Origin of the sequence: Rhodothalassium salexigens DSM 2132 (assembly GCF_004341375.1) — a bacterium.
In the GTDB taxonomy this organism is placed as follows: domain Bacteria; phylum Pseudomonadota; class Alphaproteobacteria; order Sphingomonadales; family Rhodothalassiaceae; genus Rhodothalassium; species Rhodothalassium salexigens.
The window spans coordinates 266,318-286,125 of sequence record NZ_SLXO01000002.1 but is presented as its reverse complement, the minus strand read 5'-3'; the positions used below and the strand labels follow the sequence as shown (position 1 = coordinate 286,125).

Below are 19,808 nucleotides of genomic sequence, written 5' to 3'. Positions count from 1 at the left end.
CCGGGCGCCTGCGCTACTGGGTGTCGACCAGCAAAAGGTGCAGCCGCGCCACCTCCCAATTGTAGAGCCCGTGCAGCAGCATCACCGGCAGCAGCGAGCCGGTGGCCAGATAGAGCCCGCCGAACGCCAGCCCGGCGATCGCAGTGACGGCGAAGCCCAGAACACCCTGATAGAGATGCAGGGTGCCGAACGACAGCGCCGAGATGACCAGCACCGCAGCGGCGGGCAGGTCGGCCAACAGGAAGAACGGCAGGCCGCGAAACAGGATCTCCTCGCACACCCCGGCGGTCACCGCCACCGGGGCGAAGGCCGCCAGATCGGCCGGCGTCTGCGGCAACAGGCGCCGGGTCGCCGGGTGCATGCGGCGCCACAGCCAGACCCGCAGGCGGCTCGACCGCACCGCCCGGGCGCGCACCGCCAACAGCCCCACATGGATCGCGGCCACGGCAGCAAAGCCCGCCCACACCGCCGGCCCACCGGACAGATGCAGGCCGAGCCGCGCCAGATCGGTGCCGGTGAGGGCGAACAGCGTGACCAGCGGCACCACCAGGGCCCATTGCGACAGCATGGCATTGAGGTAGAGCGACGGGCGTTCGGGCGGCCGGTCGTCCAGCAGCAGCCGCGACATGGTGCGCGCCGAGGCGAAGCCGATGGCTGGGAATATGCCGAGGAAGAGGATCAGTCCCAGTGCGGTCATGGTGAGTGCGGTCATTGTGACTCCGATCGTGGGGGGCGACCCTGCCCCGCCGGCCCGGCTCTGTCGAGCCCCTTGCCGGTGGCGCGGGGCCAGGCGGCGTGCGGCAGTTTCGTTTGCACCCCCGCCGGCCTTGGGCTAGAGCGGAGCCCGGCCGGCGTCGCCCCCTTGAAGCGCGCGCCGGCGCCCGTCCCGCTCGCCCATCCAGCCCGGTTTTCGCACATCATGGCCCCAGCCCCCCAAGCCCACCCCATCGTCGTCCTGGTCCGCCCGCAACTGGGCGAGAATATCGGTAAGACCGCGCGGGCGATGTACAATTTCGGCCTCACCGATCTGGTGCTGGTGGCGCCGCGCGACGGTTGGCCCAACCCGGCGGCCGGTCCGGCGGCGGCCGGCGCCGATGTGGTGCTCGACCGGGCGCGGGTGGTCGACAGCCTGGGCGAGGCGGTCGGCGATTGCCGCCGGGTGTTCGCCACCACGGTGCGCGACCGGGGCATGGTGATGCCGGTGGTCACGCCCTTGGAAGCCGCCGCCCAGGCCCATGCCGAGATTGATGCCGGCGGCCGGGTGGCGCTGGTGTTCGGGCCGGAACGCTCGGGCCTCAGCAATGAGGATCTGGCGCTCGCCGACACCATCCTGACCGTGCCGGTCAACCCCGCTTTCGGCTCGCTCAACCTGGCCCAGGCGGTGGTGCTGGTGGCCTATGAGTGGTTCCAGCACCGCGCCCCGGCGCCGGCGGTGGCCGACCATCGCGCCGGCCAGGGCGCGCCCAAGCAGGCGCTGGCCGACCTGCACGCGCAACTGGTCGCCGACCTCGACGCGCGCGGCTATTTCCGCAGCGAGGGCCGCTACGAGCGCCAGGCGCGGTCATTGCGCACCTTGCTGGAGAACGCCCGGCTGACCGACCAGGAGGTGCAGACCCTGCGCGGCGTGTTCAAGACCCTGACCTGGGCGCCGCGCGACCCGGGCGACGCCTGACCGCCCGGCGTCCACGACGGTCCAGGGGCCGGGCGGGTAATCGCGGCGGTCCTCTCGGCCCGATGCCTATGCCCTTGGCCCTATGGCCCCGCCCTTTGGCGGCGCGCCCGGGGGGCGCTGAGCGGGGCGGCCGGCGCCGGGCATGGGCCCGGGCGCCGCGGTCGATCTTAGTCGTCGTCCTTGTAGATGCCGATGATGGCGTCTTCGCCTTCGCGCACCGAAGCGCGGTACATGCCCGGCGTGTTGAACACCAGCGCCACATTGCCGGCATGGTCGACCGAGATGATGCCGCCGTCGCCGCCCATCTTGACCAGCTTGTCCATGACCAGGCGGTCGGCCGCTTCGGCCAGGCTGAGATCGGCATATTCCATCAGCGCGCAGATGTCGCGTGCGACCGTGGCGCGGATGAAATACTCGCCGTGGCCGGTGGCCGAGACCGCGCACGAGGCGTTGTTGGCATAGGTGCCGGCGCCGATGATCGGGCTGTCGCCGATGCGGCCGTACATCTTGTTGGTCATGCCGCCCGTCGACGTGCCGGCGGCCAGATTGCCGTGCTTGTCGAGCGCCACCGCGCCCACGGTGCCATATTTGCTCGGCCGGTCGTCGCCGTCATGGTCCAGCAGCACCGCTTCCTTGTCTTCGCCGCGCACCTGAAGGATCTGTTGGAAGCGCCGTTCGGTGTAGAAATAGAGCGGCGAGACCATCTCCTGGCCCTGGTCGCGGGCGAACTGTTCGGCGCCTTCGCCGGCCAGCATCACGTGCGGGCTGTCGGTCATCACCTTGGCCGCCAGGGCGATCGGGCTCTTGACCCGCGAGATATCGGCGACCGCGCCGGCGTTGAGCGTGCGGCCGTCCATGATCGAGGCGTCGAGCGCGTTGCGTCCCTCGGCGGTGTAGACCGCACCGCGCCCGGCGTTGAACAGCGGCGAGTCTTCCATGACCTGAATGGCGGCGATCACCGCGTCGGTGGCCGCTCCGCCGTCCGCCAGCACCGCTTGGCCGGCGGCCAGCGCCTCGCCGAGCTTGGCGCGATAGTCGGCTTCCAGGTCAGCGGTCAGCTTGTCGCGGGTGATGGTCCCGGCGCCGCCATGGATCGCGAAGGCGTACGGGGTGGGGTCGGTCATTGCCTGGTCCTTGTGGTGGTGGGACTGATGGTCGCGCGCGGCGCCGGACAGCGACAGCGCCAGAGCGGCCGCAGCGGCGGTCAGGGCCAGGATTGGGCGGGCCATGGGGAAGCCTCCTGTTATGATTATCGGGTCGGATGAGCACCCAGCTTTGCCCGCGCCGCTGCGCCCTGGCAAGGCCGCAGCCACGCCGCGATCCCGCCAGCGAGCCGGGGTGGCGGCACGGGCCGGCGAGCCGGGGCAGCGGGACGGGGCGGCTGCGGGCGGTCAGTCGGTCGCGGCTGCTGGCCCCCCAGGTGCTGGCCCCTCATGTGCTGGCTCATGTGCGGATGGCGTGGCGGGCGGCGGGCCGAGCAGGGCGGCGGTGAGGATCGTGTAGCTGAGCTTGGCGGCCAGGAAGTCGGGCGCGTGCAGGCCGTCGATGGGCGCCAGTTCGACCACATCGGCGCCGACGATGGTGCCGGCGCCGGCGACCGCGCGGACGATCGCGACCACCTCGTCCCACATCAACCCGCCGGGCTCGGGCGTGCCGGTGGCGGGCATCAGGCTGCTGTCGAAGCCGTCCAGGTCGACGGTCAGATAGACCGGCTTGCCGCGCACCGCGTCGGCGATGTCGGCCGCCGACCAGCGCGCCTTGTCTTTGGCCCAGTGAATGGCGATGCGGTGGCGGTTGGCCTCCAGAAACGGGATTTCCTCGGCCGAGATGTTGCGGATGCCGGCGGCCACCAGGCTCACGCCCGGGTCGTCGAGGCACCGGCGCATGGCTGCGGCGTGGCTGTAGGGCTCGTCCTCATAGCCGTCGCGCAGGTCGGCATGGGCGTCGATCTGCACCACCATCAGGCCCGGGTGGCGCGCCGCTGCCGCGCGCACCGGCCCCGGGGTCAGCGAATGCTCGCCGCCCAGGATCAGCGGAAAGCGCCCGGCGTCCAGGATCTGGCCGGTCAGCGTCGCCAATTCGTCGACCATCTGGCTCAGATCGCCGGGCACGCGCGGCGGCTCCACCGTGGCGACGCCATAGCGGTGCACGGGCTCGCACCAATAGCTCTCGTCGAACAGCTCGACCTGGTGCGAGGCGAGCCGGATCGCGTCCGGCCCGCGTGCGGTGCCGCCGCCATAGGACACGCTGCGCTCGATCGGGAACGGCACCACCACCGCGCGCGCGGCCTCGGGCGCGCTGGCGTCGGCATCGGGCAGGCCCAGAAAGCCCGCCTCGGCCGTCATATAGGGCGGCAGCGGGCTTTCGGCGTCGTCGTCGGTCTGGGCGGCGGTGGTGTCGTCGGTCATCGGGGTCCCTTCGGCGGTTCAGGACCGGGCTTGAAACAGCTCGGCGAAGCGGCGCCGGGGTCGCTGTTCGCCCAGACCCTTGTGGTAGGCGGCCGAGGCGAGCAGCGGGATCACGCTGCCGGCTTCGGCATAGACCATCTGTTCCTGCGCGGTTTCCACCTTGCCCCAACTGGACGCTTCCTTCAGCGTCGAGGACGAGCAGGCGCCGTCGCGCACATCGGCCACGGTGATCTGCACCGCATATTTGTGCATGTCCACCTCTTGACCGAGGATTTCGGCGCACACCACGGTGTCCTGGACGAAATTCTTCGGCACGCCGCCGCCGATCATCATCAGCCCGGTGGTGCCGGCCTTGATCTTGACCTCGGTCAACTCGTGGAAATCGGCAATCGAGTCGATGGTGATCGGCTGGGCCTTGGCGGCCAGGCGCTCGACCCGGTGCTTGACCAGCCCGAAGCCCGCCGAACTGTCGGTGAACGCCGGGCAGAAGATCGGCACGCCGTGGTCATAGGCGGTTTCGATCAGGCTGCCGGGCTTTTTGGCGTTGGCCTTCAGCCAGCGGCCCATCTCGGCGATGAACGCGCGCGAGGAATAGGCGCCGGGCGCCAGCGCGTCGGCGATCTCCTTGATCGTGGCGTCGCAGACCTGAAGCTCTTCCTCGTCGATGAAGGTGTCGTAGATGCGGTCGATGTAGAGGCCGCGCATCTCATTGTCGTCGACCTCGGCGCTGCCCTGATAGTGGCGGAAGCCCAGGGCCTCGAAGAAGTCCATGTCGACGATCGACGCGCCGGTGGCGACGATGGCGTCGACCATGCCGTACTTCACCATGTCGCGATAGACATGCATGCAGCCGCCGGCCGAGGTCGAGCCCGCCAGCGTCAGGATCACGCTGCACGCCGGGTCGCCCAGCATGGTCTCGAAGATCTGGCCGGCGCGCGCCAGGTCGCGGCTGGTGAACGACATGTGCCCCATGGCGTCGAGCAGCGGCCGGGCGTCGATTTGGGTGATGTCGATATGCTCGACCGGGGTGGAAAGCAGCGCCGCCTTGCGGTTGGTGGGCGTCATGGGCTTGGGTCCTGTCAGTGATCGGGTCGGTGGGGGGCAGCGGCGGTCATTCCGCCGCCACCGCGGGCAGGGGCATGTCGGGCCGGGGGGCGTCCGCTTCGGGGTAGGCGGCCACCGGGAAGGCCGCCACCGGGTGCACGGTCATGGGGGGCTGGCCGGTCTGGACCTGGCCGGTTTGGGGCTGATGGGGCGGACGGGCGGCTTGGGCGCGCGCGTCGATCGCCACCAGCGCCTCGGCGGTGAAGCCGTTGAAGGCGGTGCGCAGGGCGGTGCCATAGGCGCCCAGTTGGCCGATTTCGATCCAGTCGCCTTCGTCCACATCGTCGGGCAGGTGAAACGGGCCGGCCATGGCGTCCAGGCTGTCGCAGGTGGGGCCGAAGAAGCTGAACGCCCGCGCCTCGGCCGCGCTTTCCCGGCCGACCAGCCGGGTCGGGAAGCGCCAGCCGACCGTGCGTCCGGCGTCGAACAGCGAGCCATAGGTGCCGTCGTTGAGATAGAGCCGGTCGCCCTTGCGCAGTTCGACCCGCGCCAGCACCGACCCCGCCGCCGCCACCAGCGCCCGGCCGGGCTCGCAGGCCAGATGCGCCCGGCCCAGGCCGTGGGCGTCGACCGCGCCGTGGATGGCGTCCATATAGGCGGCGAGCGGCGGCGGCGTCATGCCCGGATAAGGGGCCGGGAAGCCGCCGCCCACGTCGAGCGCGTCGACGGGGGTGCCCGCCCGTGCCGCGACGTCGGCGGCCATGGCGATGGCGCGGGCATAGGCTTGCGGCTCCATGCACTGGCTGCCCACATGGAAGGTGAGCCCGAGCCGCTGGGCCACCGTGGCGGTGCGCGCCACCAGGTCGACCGCCTCGGCCCCGGCGATGCCGAATTTGGTGTCGAGCGCATAGGCCGCGCTGCCCTGGTCGCAGCCGAGCCGGACGAACAGGGTCAGGTCGCGCGCGCCGCCGGTGGCGGCGTCGATCTTGGCCAGTTCAGCAGCGCTGTCGAGCGCGAAGGTGCGCACGCCGGCGGCATAGGCCCGGGCGATCGCCGAGCGCGGCTTGACCGGGTGCATGAACGCGAGGTGGGCCGCCGGCACGCTGCGCTGGACCAGGTCCACCTCGGCGGTCGACGCCACATCGAAGCGGGTCACCCCGGCATGGGCCAGGCGGCTCAGGATCACCGGGTCGGGGTTCGACTTGACGGCATAGACCACATGGCCGCGAAACGCGCCCACAAAGGCCTGAGCGGCGCGGTCCAGTGCTTCGGGATAGAACAGCGGCACCGGCCGCTCGCCGTCATGGTCGGCGATCGCCGCCTCGACGCTTTGATAGACGGGCAGCAGGCCCGACCCCGCCTCCTGGCGGCGGCAGTCGGCCTCGGCAAACAACTGAGTCATGGGTACGTGTCCGCTCTACGACGGGTTTCGGAAACGGTCGAAACGCCGGATGCGGGCCGCGTGGATCAGCGACCCGCGGTCGAACACGTCATATCAAGCACCATGAGCCGCCAGCGCCAATAGCCGCGGTCGGTGCCCAGGCGGACCACCCGCCGAGCCCCGGTTCCCCCCGGATATGTCACTTCGCGCAGGCCCATGGGCTTTGAGGGTCCTTCTAAAGCCGTGGAACACCATCAGGTCGTTTGGCCGAGATACCGCGCTTGACTTGAATTTCAAGGGGTTTTTGTCGACCTTGTCGGGATGACCGTCTTACCCCTATCCGCTTTGGCCGCCGCCGCCCGATCCGTGGCGGTCGCAGCCCTCGTCACCCTGCTGTGCACCACCGTGGTCGGGGCGCAGGAACCGGCCGAAAAGCCGCGTGTGGTGGCGACCATCGCGCAGATCGGCGAGCCGCTGGCGCGCATCGCCGGCGACGCCCTACGGGTGACCAGCCTGATGGGACCGGGCGTCGATCCGCACCTCTACCGGCCGACGCGCAGCGATATTCTCGCCCTGACCCGGGCCGATCTGATCGTCTGGACCGGTCAGACGCTCGAGTCGAAGATGGCCGGGGCGATCCGGCGGCTCGGCCGGCGCTCGGCGCAGGTGGCGCTGATCGACCATCTGCCGCCCGAGCGCTTGCTGCAGGACGCCGACAACAAACGCGACCCGCATCTGTGGATGGACGTGGGGTTGTGGCGCACCGCGCTCGGCGCCGGGGTGGCGGCGCTGGTGCGTCTGGCGCCCGACGAGGCCGACGCCATCCGCGCCCGCGCCGACGCCTATTTCGCCGAGCTGGGCGCGCTCGACGCCTATGTGAGCCAGGTGATGGCCGGCGTGCCCGAGCGCCGGCGGGTGTTGATCACCGCCCACGACGCCTTCGCCTATTTCGGCCGCGCCTATCAGATCCAGGTCGAGGGCGTGCAGGGCACGTCCACCGAGACCGAGGCCGGGCTCAAGGATATCGAGCGGCTGGTGCGCCTGATCGTCGAGCGCGATCTCGCCGCGGTGTTCGCCGAGACCTCGGTGTCCGACCGCAATGTCACCGCGCTGATCGAGGGCGCGGCGGCGCGCGGCCACGATGTGGTGCTGGGGGGGAAGCTGTTTTCCGATGCCATGGGCGAACCGGGCACCTATCTGGGGACGTATGTGGGCATGTTGGACCATAACGGCACCACCATCGCCCGCGCGCTCGGCGGCGCCCCGCCCGAGGGCGGCTTCGGCGCCTGGCGTCAAGGCAGCGAAGCGGCGGCGCCCGGCGCCGCCCCGGCCGGTGCCCGGTCCGCTGGTCCGCCCGCTGGTCCATCCGCCACCCCGTCCGCCGAGGCGGCCACGCAGGAGACACCGCCATTTTAAGATCGACGCCGATCACCCGCCGCCATCTGGACACGCCGCCGCTCATGGTCGACGGCCTGACCGTCACCTATGGCGGCAAGCCGGCGCTTGAAGACGTCTCCTACACCGCGCCGCCGGGCGGGCTCGTCGCCGTGGTCGGGCCCAATGGCGCGGGCAAGTCCACCTTCATCAAGGCGGTCATGGGGCAGGTATCGGCGACGGCGGGCGAGATCGCCCTGTTCGGCAAGTCGGCGCGCAGCAACCGCAGCGTGGTCGGCTATGTGCCCCAGCGCACCAGCGTGGATTGGGATTTTCCGGTCAGTGCGCTCGACGTGGTGACCATGGGGTTGTACCGGCGCATCGGCTGGTTGTGGCCGGTGCGCGCCAAGCACCGCCGGCAGGCGTTCGGCTATCTCGACCGCATGGGGCTCGCCGATTATGCCGACCGCCAGATCGGCCAGCTTTCGGGCGGCCAGCAACAGCGGGTGTTCCTGGCCCGCGCGCTCGCCCAGGACGCCGACCTCTACCTGATGGACGAACCCCTGGCCGGCGTCGACGCCAAGACCGAACGCACCATCATCGGCGTGTTGCAGGATTTGAAAGACGAGGGGCGCTCGGTGTTCGTGGTCCACCACGACCTGCGCACGGTGCCCGAATATTTCGACCATCTGATGCTGCTCAACACCCGCCTGGTCGCCGCCGGGCCGATGAGCGAGACGTTCACCGTCGCCAATCTGCAACAGACCTATGGCGGCCACATGGCGGTGCTGCCCGGCGGCGCCACGGCGGTGGTGGACTGAGCCGATGGCCGAGATCGTCCGCCTTCTGTCCAGCTATAACACCGCCGTGGTGCTGCTGGCCGCCACGCTGCTGGGCGCCGCCGGTGCGGTCGCCGGCACGTTCGCGCTGTTGCACAAGCGCAGCCTGGTCTCCGACGCCATCGGCCACGCCGCCCTGCCGGGCATCGCCGGGGGGTTTCTGGTCGCCCTGGCGTTCGGCTTCGACGGCCGCAATCTGGCGATCCTGTTGTCGGGTGCGGCGCTGTCGGGCGCGCTCGCCACGGTGATGATCTCGTGGATCGCCAGCCAGACCCGGCTCAGCGAAGACACCGCCATCGCCACCGCGTTGGCGGTGTTCTTCGGCCTGGGGGCGGTTTTGCTGTCGGTGGTGCAGTCGCTCCAGGTCAGCGGCCAGGCCGGGCTCGACAGCTTTCTGCTCGGCACCACCGCGGCGATCAGCGCGCGCGAGGCCGGCACCATCGCGGTCATGGCGCTGCTGGTGGCCTTGGTCGGTCTGGGGCTGTTCAAGGAGTTTCGCCTGCTCACCTTCGACGCCGCGTTTGCCGGCGCCATGGGCTATCCGGTGCGCGCGCTCGACCTGGGGCTGATGGCGCTGTTGCTGTTGGTGGTGGCGCTGGGGCTCAAGACCGTCGGCCTGATCCTGATCGTCGCCATCGTCATCCTGCCCCCGGCGGCGGCGCGGTTCTGGACCGACCGGTTGGGGGCCATGACCGCGCTCGCGGCCCTGTTCGGCGCCGGCGCCGGGGCGGTCGGCGCCGGTGCTTCGGCGGTGCTCGACGATCTGCCCACCGGCGGCGCCATCGTCATGACCGCAGGCGCGCTGCTGCTGATCAGCCTGGTCGCCGCACCGCGCCGGGGGCTGGTGGCTCAAGGGGTGGTGGCGGCGCGCTTTCGCCTCGCGCGGCGCCGGGAAGCCCGCGCCCGGTCCGGCCAGGGCTTGGGCCAGGGCTTGGGCCAGGGATCGGGCCAGGGGACCGGCGAGGGGAGGGCGCGGCCGTGACCCTCGACCCGGCGCTGTTCCTGACCGTCGATTTTCCCGCCTGGGCGGTCGCGTCGCTGTCCAGCGCGGTGTGCGCCTTGCTGGGCAATTTCCTGGTCCTGCGGCGCCAGGCGATGATGGGCGACGCGGTGACCCATGTGGTGCTGCCCGGCATCGTCGTGGGTTTTTTGATCGCCGACGCCCATTCGGCGGTGCACATGACCCTCGGCGCGTTGGTCGCCACGGTGCTGGCGGTGGGGCTTATCGAGGCGCTGCGCCGTTTCGGCCGGCTCGAAGAGGGCGCGGCCATGGGCACCGTGTTCACGGTCATGTTCGCGTTCGGCATCGTGCTGATCGAACAGACCGGTAACGCCAACAGCCACATCTCGCCCGACCATGCGCTGTTCGGCAATCTCGAAGCCACGGTCTGGGTCGGCCCGACCGCTTGGGGCGACCTGTTGAGCGCCGATATGTGGGCGCTGCTGCCGCCCGAGTTCGCGACGCTGCTATGGGTGGTGCCGCTGACCGGCGGGGCGGTGCTGTTATTCTACAAGGAATTGAAGCTGGCCACCTTCGACCCGCTGCTGTCCCGTTCGCTCGGCTTTGCGCCCGGCGCTTTGGGGCTCGGGTTCATGGTCTTCGTGGCGATCGCGGCGGTGGCGTCGTTCGAGGCCGTGGGCTCGATCCTGGTGGTCGCCATGTTCATCTGCCCCGCCGCCACCGCCCGGCTGCTGACCGACCGGCTGGCGGTCCAGCTTTGGCTGTCGGTGGCGATCGCCGTGCTGGCCGCCACGCTCGGCTATGTGCTCGCCGCCAGCGCACCGGTGTGGGCCGGCACGCCCGGCGCGCTCAGCGCTGCCGGCATGATCGCGGTCGCCGCCGGCGGGCTCGAACTGGCGGCGATCCTGTTCGCACCGCGCTATGGCCTGCTGGCCCGTCGCCGCCGCGCCGCCATCGCCCGCGCCGCCGCCGGGGTCTCGTCATGACCGCGGCAAAGGGGTTTGTGACGGCGACGGCGCCTTGAGGGAGCGAGGCCGGGGGCAGCGCGCGCCCGTAATGTAAGGCCCGGGCGCGCGCTTGGGGCGCTTATTCCGCCGCCGCTTCGACCGCGCGCCAGACGCGCAGCAGGTTGCCCGACAGGATCTTGACGATGTCGCCGTCGCTATAGCCGCGGTCGATCAGTTCGTCGATCAGGTTGGGCAGATCGGCGGGCGACTTAAGCCCCTCGGGCAGGGTGTCGCCGACGCCGTCGAAGTCCGAGCCCAGGCCCACATGGTCGATGCCGGCCAACTCCACCGCCCGGTCGATATGGTCGGCCACGTCGCTCACATCGGCGTGCGGATAGGGCTTGTTCAACTGATAGCCGGCCTCGAACGCCGCCTCGCGCTCGGCGCTGTGGGTCAGGTCGTTGTCGGCCAGATAGGCGTCATAGGCCTCGGCCATGGCGCGGCGATGGCCATTGGCCTCGGCGGTCAGGAACGACGAGCCGAAATTGATCATGATCACGCCGCCATTCTCGCCCAGCCGCTCGATCATCGCGTCGCTCATGTTGCGCTCGAAGCCCGGGGTGAAGTGCCGGCACGACGAATGCGAGGCGATCACCGGCGCCCGGGTCACCGCCATCACGTCGTCGAAGGCGGCGTCGGTGATATGGCTGACGTCGACCATGAGCCCCAGCCGGTTCATCTCGGCGACCGCCAGCCGGCCGAACGGCGACAGCCCGCCCCAGCGGCGTTCCTCGTCATAGCTGCTGTCGGACAGGTGGTTGACCCGCGAATGGGCGAGCGTGATGTAGCGGATGCCGCGCTTGTGGAAGTGCGCCAGATTGGCCAGGTCGCCCTCGATCGGCGCGCCGTTCTCCATGCCCATGGGCAGGGCGATCTTGCCGGCCTTCTTGATCCGCACCACGTCCTGGGCGCTGTAGGCGATCTCGAATTTGTCCGGGTGCAGGGCCGCCTGACCCTCGACCAGGCCGATCAGCCGGTCGGCCTCGGCCCGCGCGCCGCCGGTGCCTTGAAAGGCGGCGCCCACATAGATCGACATGAACGGCGCGTCGAGCCCGCCGGCCTTGGCGCGCGGGAAATCGAAATCGTGCGCCGGCACCGCCTGGCCCACATCGGCGCCCGAGACCTGAACGCGATAGGGCATGTCCACATGGCCGTCGACGATGATCGCCGTCTGGGCCAGCGCCCGGGCGCGATCGCTGGCCCGGTCGGCCTGGGCGTGGGCGGCGGTCGGCAAGAGCGCGGGCAGGGCCAGACCGCACAAGGCGGCGGCCAGCAAGGATCGGGTCATGGGCGTCTCCCTGGACTGTTGTTATCGCTGTTGAGATTGGAACCGTTGCACCGCGTCGCCAGGCGGTCAAGGCGCCCGGCGCGCCCGGCGGTTCAGGCGATCAGCCACTCGGCCGCCCGACCGATGCCATAGGCGGCACCCGCCGCCAGGGTGCCGATGGCGAAGGTTTCCAGCCCGCCCCAGATCGGGCTGCGCACGCTCCACGCGCTTTTGGCCGCGCCCACGGCGAAGAAGGTCACGCCGGTGAGCGCCACCGACAGCGCCAGCGCCTGGTCGAGCCGGAACAGATAAGGGGCGATGGGCACGAACCCGCAGACCACGAAGGCGGCGAAGGTGGCGGCGGCCGCACGCCATGGGTTGGGCGTGGCGTCGGGCAGGCCGTATTCCTCGCTCAGCATGGTGGCGATCCAGCGCTCGCGGTCGCTGGTGATCACGTCGACCACCCGGTCCAGGTCGGTGCCGTCGAAGCCCTTGAAGCGATAGATCTCGCGGATTTCCATCCGTTCGCCCTCGGGGTCGGTGTCGATGTGACGTTCCTCGACGGCGCGCAGCCGAACCCGATTGTCCACTTCCGCCCGGGTGCCGGCGAAGTTGGCCGCGGCCATGGACAGCCCGTCGGCGACCAGGTTGCTCAATCCCAGGATGATGATCACCGTGTCCGATAGCGACCCGCCGACCGCACCGGCGACGATGGCGAAGGTGGTGATCACGCCGTCGATGCCGCCATAGACCCAGTCGCGCAAGACGCTCGCCTTGGGACCTTCGTAAAGTCGCTGGCGGATCGAGGCCGGGTCGTGGTCGTGTTCGGCCCGCTGCGGCACGGTTTCGGCGGACATGGCGTCTGAAGCCTCCGGCCTGGAACGTGGAGAATCCCGAGCTTAACCCGAACAGGTTGTGTGAAAAAGGCTTTCTGCGGCGCGCCGTCCCTTGCACTGTGGGACCGCGCCGGATACCACCCATGCCGAGGATCGTCCGCACGGTCCCGGCCGGTGTGGGGGCAGGCCGCGCACGACGCCGGGGTCGCCTAGTCTTTGAGGAAGGGAAACTCCATGCTGATCGGTGTCCCCAAGGAGATCAAAACCCACGAGTACCGGGTCGGCTTGACGCCAGAGAGTGTCCGTGAACTGGTCGAAAACGGCCATCAGGTGCTGGTGCAGACCAATGCCGGGCTCGAGATCGGCATGTTCGACGATCATTATGTGGCCGCCGGGGCCGAGATCGCCGGTTCGGCCGAGGCGGTGTTCGCCCGTGCCGACATGATCGTCAAGGTCAAGGAACCCCAGCCGGTCGAGTGCGCCATGCTGCGCGAAGACCAGATTCTGTTCACCTACCTGCATCTGGCGCCCGATCCGCAGCAGACCCATGGGCTGGTGGAATCGGGGTGTGTGGCGATCGCCTATGAGACGGTCACCGACGATCGCGGCGGTCTGCCGTTGTTGGCGCCGATGAGCGAGGTGGCCGGGCGCATGTCGGTGCAGGCCGGCGCCCACGCGCTGGAGATGGAACAGGGCGGACGCGGCATGTTGCTTGGCGGCGTGCCCGGCGTGCCGGCGGCCAAGGTGGTGATCATCGGCGGCGGCGTGGTCGGTACCAATGCCGCGCGCATGGCCATGGGGCTCGAAGCGCAGGTGGCTGTGCTCGACCGGTCGGCGCGGCGCTTGCAGGAGCTCGACTTCCAGTTCGGTTCCAAGCTGTCGACCGTGTTCTCGACCCGCGAGAGCCTGGAGCGCCATGTGCTCGACGCCGATCTGGTGATCGGCGCGGTGCTGGTGCCGGGCGCCGCCGCGCCCAAGCTGGTGACCCGCCAGATGGTCGCCCAGATGAAGCGCGGCTCGGTGCTGGTGGATGTGGCCATCGACCAGGGGGGCTGTTTCGAGACCTCGAAACCCACCACCCACGACGCCCCCACCTATGTGGTCGACGGCACGGTGCACTATTGTGTCGCCAATATGCCGGGCGCGGTGGCGCGCACCTCCACCCAGGCGCTTAACAATGTCACATTGCCGTTCGCCCTGGCGCTTGCCAATAAGGGGTGGCGGCAGGCGTTGGCCGATGATCGCCATCTTCTGGCGGGGCTCAATGTCTGTCGCGGCAAGCTCACCTATCGGGCGGTCGCCGAGGCGTTGGGCGAACCGTTCGTGCCGGCGGCGGAGGCGCTGTCGGCGGCTTGAGTCGAGGTTGAGGGAGCGTCCATGTCCCACCCACCGCGCCTGCGTATTTTCACCCTCGGTGGCACCATTGCCATGGCCCGGCCGGCTGCCGCCGGCGCCGATGGCGGCGGCGTGTCGCCCAGTCTCGGCGGTCAAGCCCTGATCGACGCGGTGCCCGGCCTGAGCGATCTGGCGGCGATCACCGTCGAGCCGGTGGCCGAGCTTGGCAGCGGCAATCTGGGCTTCGCCACTGCCGTAGACCTGGCCCGGCGCATCCGGTCGAGCCAGGCCGACGGCCATGTGGTGGTCACCGGCACCGACACGCTGGAGGAACTGGCGTTCGCGCTCGACCTGCTGCTCGGCGCCCAGGCGCGTACGGTGGTCACCGGGGCGATGCGCGCCGCCGATGCCCCCGGGGCCGACGGCCCGGCCAATCTTTTGGCGGCGGTGCGCGTCGCCGGCTGCGCCGGCCTGCGCGGTCGCGGCGTGGTGGTGGTGATGAACGATACCATCCATGCCGCGCGCATGGTCACCAAGGGTCATAGCCAGCGGCTCGACGCGTTCGTGTCGCCCGATGTGGGGCCGGCCGGCTTCGTCGCCGAGGGCCATGTGGTGTTCAACGGCCTGATCCGCCGCCCGCCGGCGCTGGAAGGCGTCGAGCGCGACGATTTGGCCTGCCCGGCGGTGGCGCTTTGGGAAGCCGCCTTCGACGATGACGGCCGGCTGCTCGACCAGATCGCGCCGGCCGGCTATCGGGCTGCCGTGCTGGCTGGTTTCGGCGGCGGTCATCTGAGCGAGGCCCAGGCCGACCGGGCCGCCGAACTCGCCAAGCTCATGCCGGTGGTCCTGGCGGGCCGCGCCGGCACAGGCCGCGTGCTCACCGAAACCTATGGCTATGTGGGCGCCGAGCGCGATTTGATCGCGCGTGGATTGATTCCAGCCGGCTGCTATGCGCCGCGCAAGGCGCGCGTGTTGACCGCCGTGGCGCTGGCCGCCGACTATTCGCGCGACGGCCTGACCCATTTGCTGGCCGCCTGACGCGCGTTCAAAACTGCACTGCATCGGTTGATCCCGGCGCTCGCGCTCCCATTTGGCAATGGGGTGAGCAAGAGTAGTATGCCGATGATTTCTGACAGGCAAACCTTGGCAGAGCGGGTCGCTCTGCCGGACACGCCGGACCTGTTGGTCCAGTTCATCCGGCACATGCCGGTCGCCGTGGCCATGTTCGATAGCGACCTGCGCTATCTGGCGGCCAGCGCGCGTTGGTATCAGGATTACGGCCTGGTGGGCCGGTCGATCATCGGCCAGCGCCATTACGATATCTTCTCCGAAATCCCCGAGAGGTGGCGGCGTATCCACGCGCGCAATCTGGCCGGCGAACGTCTGAGCGCGGCCGAAGACCGGTTTTTGCGCGCCGATGGTCGGGTGGACTATGTGCAGTGGGAGAATGTGCCCTGGCGCAACGCCGACGGCGGTATCGGCGGCGTGATCATGTTCACCCAGGTGGTCACCGAAGCGGTCGAGATGCGCCGGGCACTGGAGCAGAAGGCGGACGAGCTTCAATACTATGCCGATTACGACTATCTGACCAATGTCTACAACCGCCGGAAGTTCGTCGAATTGGCCGAGGCCGAATTGCAACGCCAGCGACGCTATGACGGCATGACCGCCTTCGCGCTGGTCGACCTGGACGATTTCAAGGCCATCAACGACAGCTTCGGCCATGCCGCCGGCGACGAGGTGTTGCGCCGCTTCGCCGCCCTGGCGCAGCGGGAACTGCGGCCATCGGATGTGATCGGCCGGGTCGGCGGCGAGGAGTTCGGCTTTTTGTTCCCCGAGACCGATGCGGACGGCGCCGCGGCCTTCCTGGCGCGCCTGCGCGGCCTGTTCAAGGCCGAGCGGTTCCATTTCGCCGACACCGTGCGGACCGTCACCTTCAGCGGCGGATTGGCCATGGCCGCCGGTGCTGCATCGGCGGATCTGGACCCGGTGATGGCCCAAGCCGATGCGGCGTTGCTGAGCGCCAAGGCGTCGGGCAAGGACCGCCTGCTGCGCGCCGGCTGAGCGGACGCGAAGCGGGGCTCGGTCAGCCGTTGCCAGGGCCAGCGTCGGTGTCGCTGTCGCCGTCGCCCGGTGGGGGGAAAGCGGCGACATCGCGCCCCAGAGGGGCCAGGTCAACCCCCTCCAGACTGCTCAGCACCCGGTCGAGCGCGGCGCGGTCGCGTGGCGAGAGGCGGTCGAGCAGCGCGCGTTCATAGGCTTGCGCCAGCGGCACGACGGCATCGTGAATATGCCGGCCCTCGGCAGTCAGGGTCAGGACCGACCGGCGTCGGTCGTCGGCGGCGACGGCGCGGTCGACGCGCCCGGCGGCGATCAACCGGGCCACCGCGCGGCTGACCATCACCTTGTCCATGGCCGTGCGCTGCGCCACCTCCTGCGCCGACATGGGCCGGTCGTCCGCCGCCGCCTCGCCCAGCACCGCCATGACCCGCCATTCGGGCAGGGTCAGATCGAAGCGCCGTTCATACAGGTCGGCGATGCGCGCGCTGATCCGGTTGGACAAGACCGACAGGCGATAGGGCAGAAACCGCGCTAGCGGCAAATGGGATGCGGCCGCCGCGGCCGGGTCTTCGCGACCGCCGTCATCGTCTCTGGCCATGGCTGTGCCCCCCCGCCTGCGGTCTGGCGTCCCCCACCGGTCGGCCAACCTGCTCGCCGCGGTGTGTCGGTTTTTGCGCCATACGGCCCGCGGCTTCTTGCATCGATAATAGTTCATGCCTAAATTGGTTTCAAATGAAACCATCTGCCGGCTGGTGGCTGGCAGACCGTCCGCGATCCGGGGAGATCGCCGCCGAGAGGAGATTGAGCGATGGCCGACCTGCACGACAACCCGTTGGGCACCGACGGTTTCGATTTCGTCGAATACGCCGCCCCCGATCCGCAGATGCTGCGCGCCTTGTTCGACCGCTTGGGCTTTCCCGCCGTGGCCCGGCACCCGGCGCGCGACATCACCCTGCACCGCCAGGGCGACGTGGTGTTTCTGGTCAATGCCGAGCCGACCGGTTTCGCCGCCGCCTTCGCGCGCGCGCACGGGCCGTGCGCCTGCGCCATGGGGTTCCGGGTTCGCGACGCCGAGTTCGCCTATAAGGGCGCGTTGGAGCGCGGCGCCGAGCCCGCCCCGGTCGTGGGCGACGACACGGTGGTCGACGCCCCGGTGATCGGGGGCATCGGCGGCAGCCGGATCTATCTGGTCGACCGCTATGGCGACTTTGGCACGGTGTTCGACGCCTATCAGCCGCTGCCCGGTGCTGCCGACGCCATGGCCGCCCAAGGGGCCGGGCTGACCTATCTGGACCACCTGACCCACAATGTGCAGCGCGGCAATATGGATACCTGGGCCGGCTTTTACGAGCGGGTCTTCAACTTCAGGGAAATCCGCTACTTCGACATCGAGGGCAAGCAGACCGGGCTGTTCAGCCGCGCCATGACCGCGCCGTGCGGCAAGATCCGTATTCCGATCAACGAAAGCCAGGACGACAAGTCCCAGATCGCCGAGTATCTCAAGGAATACAAGGGCGAGGGCATCCAGCACATCGCGCTCGGCACCGACGACATCTACGCCACGGTGGACAAGTTGCGCGCCAATGGCGTGGCGTTTCAGGAGACGCCGGCCACCTATTACGAACAGGTCGACGCCCGCGTGCCGGGCCATGGCGAACCCCTCGACGCGTTGCGCCGGCGCTCGATCCTGGTGGACGGGGCGCCCACCGAGGGCCAGGGTCTGCTGTTGCAGATCTTCACCCAGACGGTGATCGGGCCGATCTTCTTCGAGATCATTCAGCGCAAGGGCAATGACGGCTTCGGCGAGGGCAATTTCAAGGCGCTGTTCGAGTCGATCGAGCTCGACCAGATCCGCCGCGGGGTGCTCGACGCCGAGGATGCCACCAGCGCTGCGGAATAACCGCGCCAGTGTCGGGGCGCACGCGCCCCGGTCGCCGCCATTGCCAAGGAGGCTGCCCCATGAGCGTCGATATTCAGCGCATCCACCATGTGGCCTATCGCTGCCGGGACGCCAAGGAAACCGCCGATTTCTACCAGCGCGTGTTGGGCATGGACCTGACCGTGGCGATCTCGGAGAACCGCGTGCCGTCCACCAAGGAGCCCGACCCCTATATGCACATCTTTCTCGATGCGGGGATGGGCAATGTGTTGGCGTTCTTCGAACTGCCCAACTCGCCCGACATGGGCGCCGACCCCAACACGCCCCGGTGGGTCCAGCACATCGCGTTCGAGGTCGGGTCGCTCGACGCGCTGATGGACGCCAAGCGCCATATCGAGGCCGAGGGGCTCGACGTGCTCGGCCCGGTCAATCACGGCGTGTTCAAGTCGATCTACTTCTTCGACCCCAATGGCCATCGCATCGAACTGGCCGCCAACACCGGCACGCCCGAGCAGATGGCCGACCTGCGCCGGGTGGCGCGCGAGATGGTCGAGGAATGGGCGGTGACGCGCCAGGCGCCCCAGCACGCCGCCTGGCTGCACGCCGAGGACTGAACACGAGCCCGGGGCGGGGCGCCATGGCGGGCCGGCCCGGGCGACCCAGGGCAGGCCACAAGCGACGGACACCAAACGACAGAGAGGCTTAGCGGATGAAACTGGCAACCTTGCAAAGCGCGGGCCGCGACGGGCGGTTGGTCCTGGTCTCCAGCGATCTGGCGCGCTTCACCGGCGCCGATGGCATTGCCGACACGCTCCAGCAGGCGCTCGACCATTGGTCGGACCTGGCGCCCCGGCTGCACGAACGCTGGCGGATGCTGGAAGACGACCGCATGCCCTCGACCCCGTTCGACGAAGCCGCCTGCCTGTCGCCCTTGCCGCGCGCCTATCAGTGGGCCGATGGGTCGGCGTATGTGAACCATGTGGAACTGGTGCGCAAGGCGCGCGGCGCCGAGATGCCCGAGAGCTTCTGGGACGACCCGTTGATGTACCAGGGCGGCTCGGACAGCTTCCTGGCCCCGCACGCGCCGATCCCCTTGGGCGACCCCGACTGGGGCTGCGACTTCGAGGCCGAGGTGGCGGTGATCACCGACGACGTGCCCATGGGCGTCGACGCCCGGGCGGCGCGCGATCACGTCAAACTGGTGACCATCGTCAACGACGTGTCGCTGCGCAACCTGATCCCCGGCGAGTTGGGCAAGGGCTTCGGCTTCTTCCAGTCCAAGCCCAGTTCGGCGTTCGCGCCGGCGGTGGCGACACCCGATCAACTGGGCGACGCCTGGCGCGACGGCAAGCTGCATTTGCCGGTGCGCTCGTTCCTGAATGACGCGCCGTTCGGCTATCCCGACGCCGGGGTCGACATGACGTTCGACTTCGGCCGCCTGATCGCGCATGCTGCGCGCACCCGGCCGCTGGCCGCCGGCACCATCATCGGCTCGGGCACCGTGTCCAACAAGCAGGACGGCGGCCCCGGCAGACCGGTGTCGGACGGCGGGGTCGGCTATAGCTGCTTGGCCGAATTGCGCATGATCGAAACGATCGAGCACGGCGCGCCGCAGACGCCGTTCATGAAGCCCGGCGATCGCATCCGCATCGAGGTGCGCGACCCGGCCAATCGATCGGTCTTCGGCGCCATCGACCAGCGAGTGGTGGCCACGCCGGCCTGACCGCACCATCGCGGCCGGGTC

General features: G+C 69.6%; 19 protein-coding genes. 11 read left to right on the top strand and 8 right to left on the bottom strand.

The features are described from left to right. Positions 1-13: 13 nt before the first annotated feature. Positions 14-697 carry a CPBP family intramembrane glutamic endopeptidase gene (locus EV659_RS03700; RefSeq protein WP_165878701.1) on the bottom strand — a complete coding sequence of 228 codons (684 nt, stop codon included), beginning with the start codon at positions 695-697 and terminating at the stop codon, positions 14-16. A 222-nt stretch (positions 698-919) separates the two neighbouring features. Between EV659_RS03700 and EV659_RS03695 the strand changes: the two genes are divergently transcribed. Further along, complete coding sequence (locus EV659_RS03695) at positions 920-1,672, top strand: RNA methyltransferase (RefSeq protein WP_132707500.1); 753 nt, start codon at positions 920-922, stop codon at positions 1,670-1,672. Between the two features lie 167 nt (positions 1,673-1,839). On the opposite strand, the gene EV659_RS03690 is transcribed toward EV659_RS03695, so the two are convergent. The 4 genes from EV659_RS03690 to EV659_RS03675 all read right to left on the bottom strand — a co-directional run bounded on the left by EV659_RS03690 (position 1,840) and on the right by EV659_RS03675 (position 6,526). Next, on the bottom strand, positions 1,840-2,901 hold the full coding sequence (locus tag EV659_RS03690) for an isoaspartyl peptidase/L-asparaginase family protein (protein ID WP_132707499.1): 1,062 nt from the start codon (positions 2,899-2,901) through the stop codon (positions 1,840-1,842). A gap of 162 nt (positions 2,902-3,063) precedes the next feature. After that, complete coding sequence (speB, locus tag EV659_RS03685; RefSeq protein ID WP_132707498.1) at positions 3,064-4,080, bottom strand: agmatinase; 1,017 nt, start codon at positions 4,078-4,080, stop codon at positions 3,064-3,066. A gap of 18 nt (positions 4,081-4,098) precedes the next feature. Continuing rightward, positions 4,099-5,145, bottom strand: a complete 1,047-nt coding sequence (locus EV659_RS03680) for a 1,9-bis(guanidino)-5-aza-nonane synthase (RefSeq protein WP_132707497.1) — start codon at positions 5,143-5,145, stop codon at positions 4,099-4,101. Between the two features lie 46 nt (positions 5,146-5,191). After that, the gene (locus EV659_RS03675; protein ID WP_132707496.1) at positions 5,192-6,526 is read right to left on the bottom strand and encodes a type III PLP-dependent enzyme domain-containing protein; all 1,335 of its coding nucleotides are present in this window, start codon (positions 6,524-6,526) and stop codon (positions 5,192-5,194) included. A gap of 300 nt (positions 6,527-6,826) precedes the next feature. Between EV659_RS03675 and EV659_RS03670 the strand changes: the two genes are divergently transcribed. Genes EV659_RS03670 through EV659_RS03655 form a run of 4 tightly spaced genes read left to right on the top strand, consistent with a single transcriptional unit; the run spans position 6,827 to position 10,665 of the window. Then, entirely contained in the window at positions 6,827-7,921 is a 1,095-nt protein-coding gene (locus tag EV659_RS03670; protein WP_132707495.1) for a metal ABC transporter solute-binding protein, Zn/Mn family, read from the top strand. 44 nt (positions 7,922-7,965) lie between these two features. Then, positions 7,966-8,700, top strand: coding sequence for a metal ABC transporter ATP-binding protein (locus tag EV659_RS03665; protein ID WP_132707494.1), 735 nt, complete (start codon positions 7,966-7,968; stop codon positions 8,698-8,700). A gap of 4 nt (positions 8,701-8,704) precedes the next feature. Further along, a complete protein-coding gene (locus EV659_RS03660) occupies positions 8,705-9,700 on the top strand; it encodes a metal ABC transporter permease (protein WP_132707493.1) in 996 nt (331 codons plus the stop codon). Beyond that, the gene (locus EV659_RS03655; protein ID WP_132707492.1) at positions 9,697-10,665 is read left to right on the top strand and encodes a metal ABC transporter permease; all 969 of its coding nucleotides are present in this window, start codon (positions 9,697-9,699) and stop codon (positions 10,663-10,665) included. The genes EV659_RS03660 and EV659_RS03655 overlap by 4 nt, the downstream gene beginning before the upstream one ends. Positions 10,666-10,765: 100 nt before the next feature. Here EV659_RS03655 and EV659_RS03650 read toward each other — a convergent pair whose 3' ends face one another. Next, the gene (locus EV659_RS03650) at positions 10,766-11,974 is read right to left on the bottom strand and encodes a dipeptidase (RefSeq protein WP_132707491.1); all 1,209 of its coding nucleotides are present in this window, start codon (positions 11,972-11,974) and stop codon (positions 10,766-10,768) included. Between the two features lie 92 nt (positions 11,975-12,066). Further along, on the bottom strand, positions 12,067-12,810 hold the full coding sequence (locus EV659_RS03645; RefSeq protein WP_132707490.1) for a VIT1/CCC1 transporter family protein: 744 nt from the start codon (positions 12,808-12,810) through the stop codon (positions 12,067-12,069). 213 nt (positions 12,811-13,023) lie between these two features. Here EV659_RS03645 and ald point away from each other — a divergent pair, with 213 nt between their 5' ends. The 3 genes from ald (at position 13,024) to EV659_RS03630 (ending at position 16,188) form a co-directional block, all read left to right on the top strand. Then, a complete protein-coding gene (gene ald, locus EV659_RS03640) occupies positions 13,024-14,145 on the top strand; it encodes an alanine dehydrogenase (RefSeq protein ID WP_132707489.1) in 1,122 nt (373 codons plus the stop codon). Positions 14,146-14,166: 21 nt separating this feature from the next. Next, entirely contained in the window at positions 14,167-15,162 is a 996-nt protein-coding gene (locus tag EV659_RS03635; protein WP_132707488.1) for an asparaginase, read from the top strand. Between the two features lie 84 nt (positions 15,163-15,246). After that, on the top strand, positions 15,247-16,188 hold the full coding sequence (locus EV659_RS03630; RefSeq protein ID WP_165878700.1) for a GGDEF domain-containing protein: 942 nt from the start codon (positions 15,247-15,249) through the stop codon (positions 16,186-16,188). 22 nt (positions 16,189-16,210) lie between these two features. Here EV659_RS03630 and EV659_RS03625 read toward each other — a convergent pair whose 3' ends face one another. After that, positions 16,211-16,783: a MarR family winged helix-turn-helix transcriptional regulator gene (locus EV659_RS03625; RefSeq protein WP_132707486.1), complete on the bottom strand. Its 573-nt coding sequence runs from the start codon at positions 16,781-16,783 to the stop codon at positions 16,211-16,213. A 210-nt stretch (positions 16,784-16,993) separates the two neighbouring features. Here EV659_RS03625 and hppD point away from each other — a divergent pair, with 210 nt between their 5' ends. The 3 genes from hppD (at position 16,994) to EV659_RS03610 (ending at position 19,787) form a co-directional block, all read left to right on the top strand. After that, entirely contained in the window at positions 16,994-18,085 is a 1,092-nt protein-coding gene (gene hppD / locus EV659_RS03620) for a 4-hydroxyphenylpyruvate dioxygenase (RefSeq protein ID WP_132707485.1), read from the top strand. Between the two features lie 59 nt (positions 18,086-18,144). Continuing rightward, on the top strand, positions 18,145-18,678 hold the full coding sequence (locus EV659_RS03615) for a VOC family protein (RefSeq protein ID WP_132707484.1): 534 nt from the start codon (positions 18,145-18,147) through the stop codon (positions 18,676-18,678). A 95-nt stretch (positions 18,679-18,773) separates the two neighbouring features. Beyond that, positions 18,774-19,787: a fumarylacetoacetate hydrolase family protein gene (locus EV659_RS03610; protein WP_132707483.1), complete on the top strand. Its 1,014-nt coding sequence runs from the start codon at positions 18,774-18,776 to the stop codon at positions 19,785-19,787. The last annotated feature ends 21 nt before the right edge of the window (positions 19,788-19,808 follow it).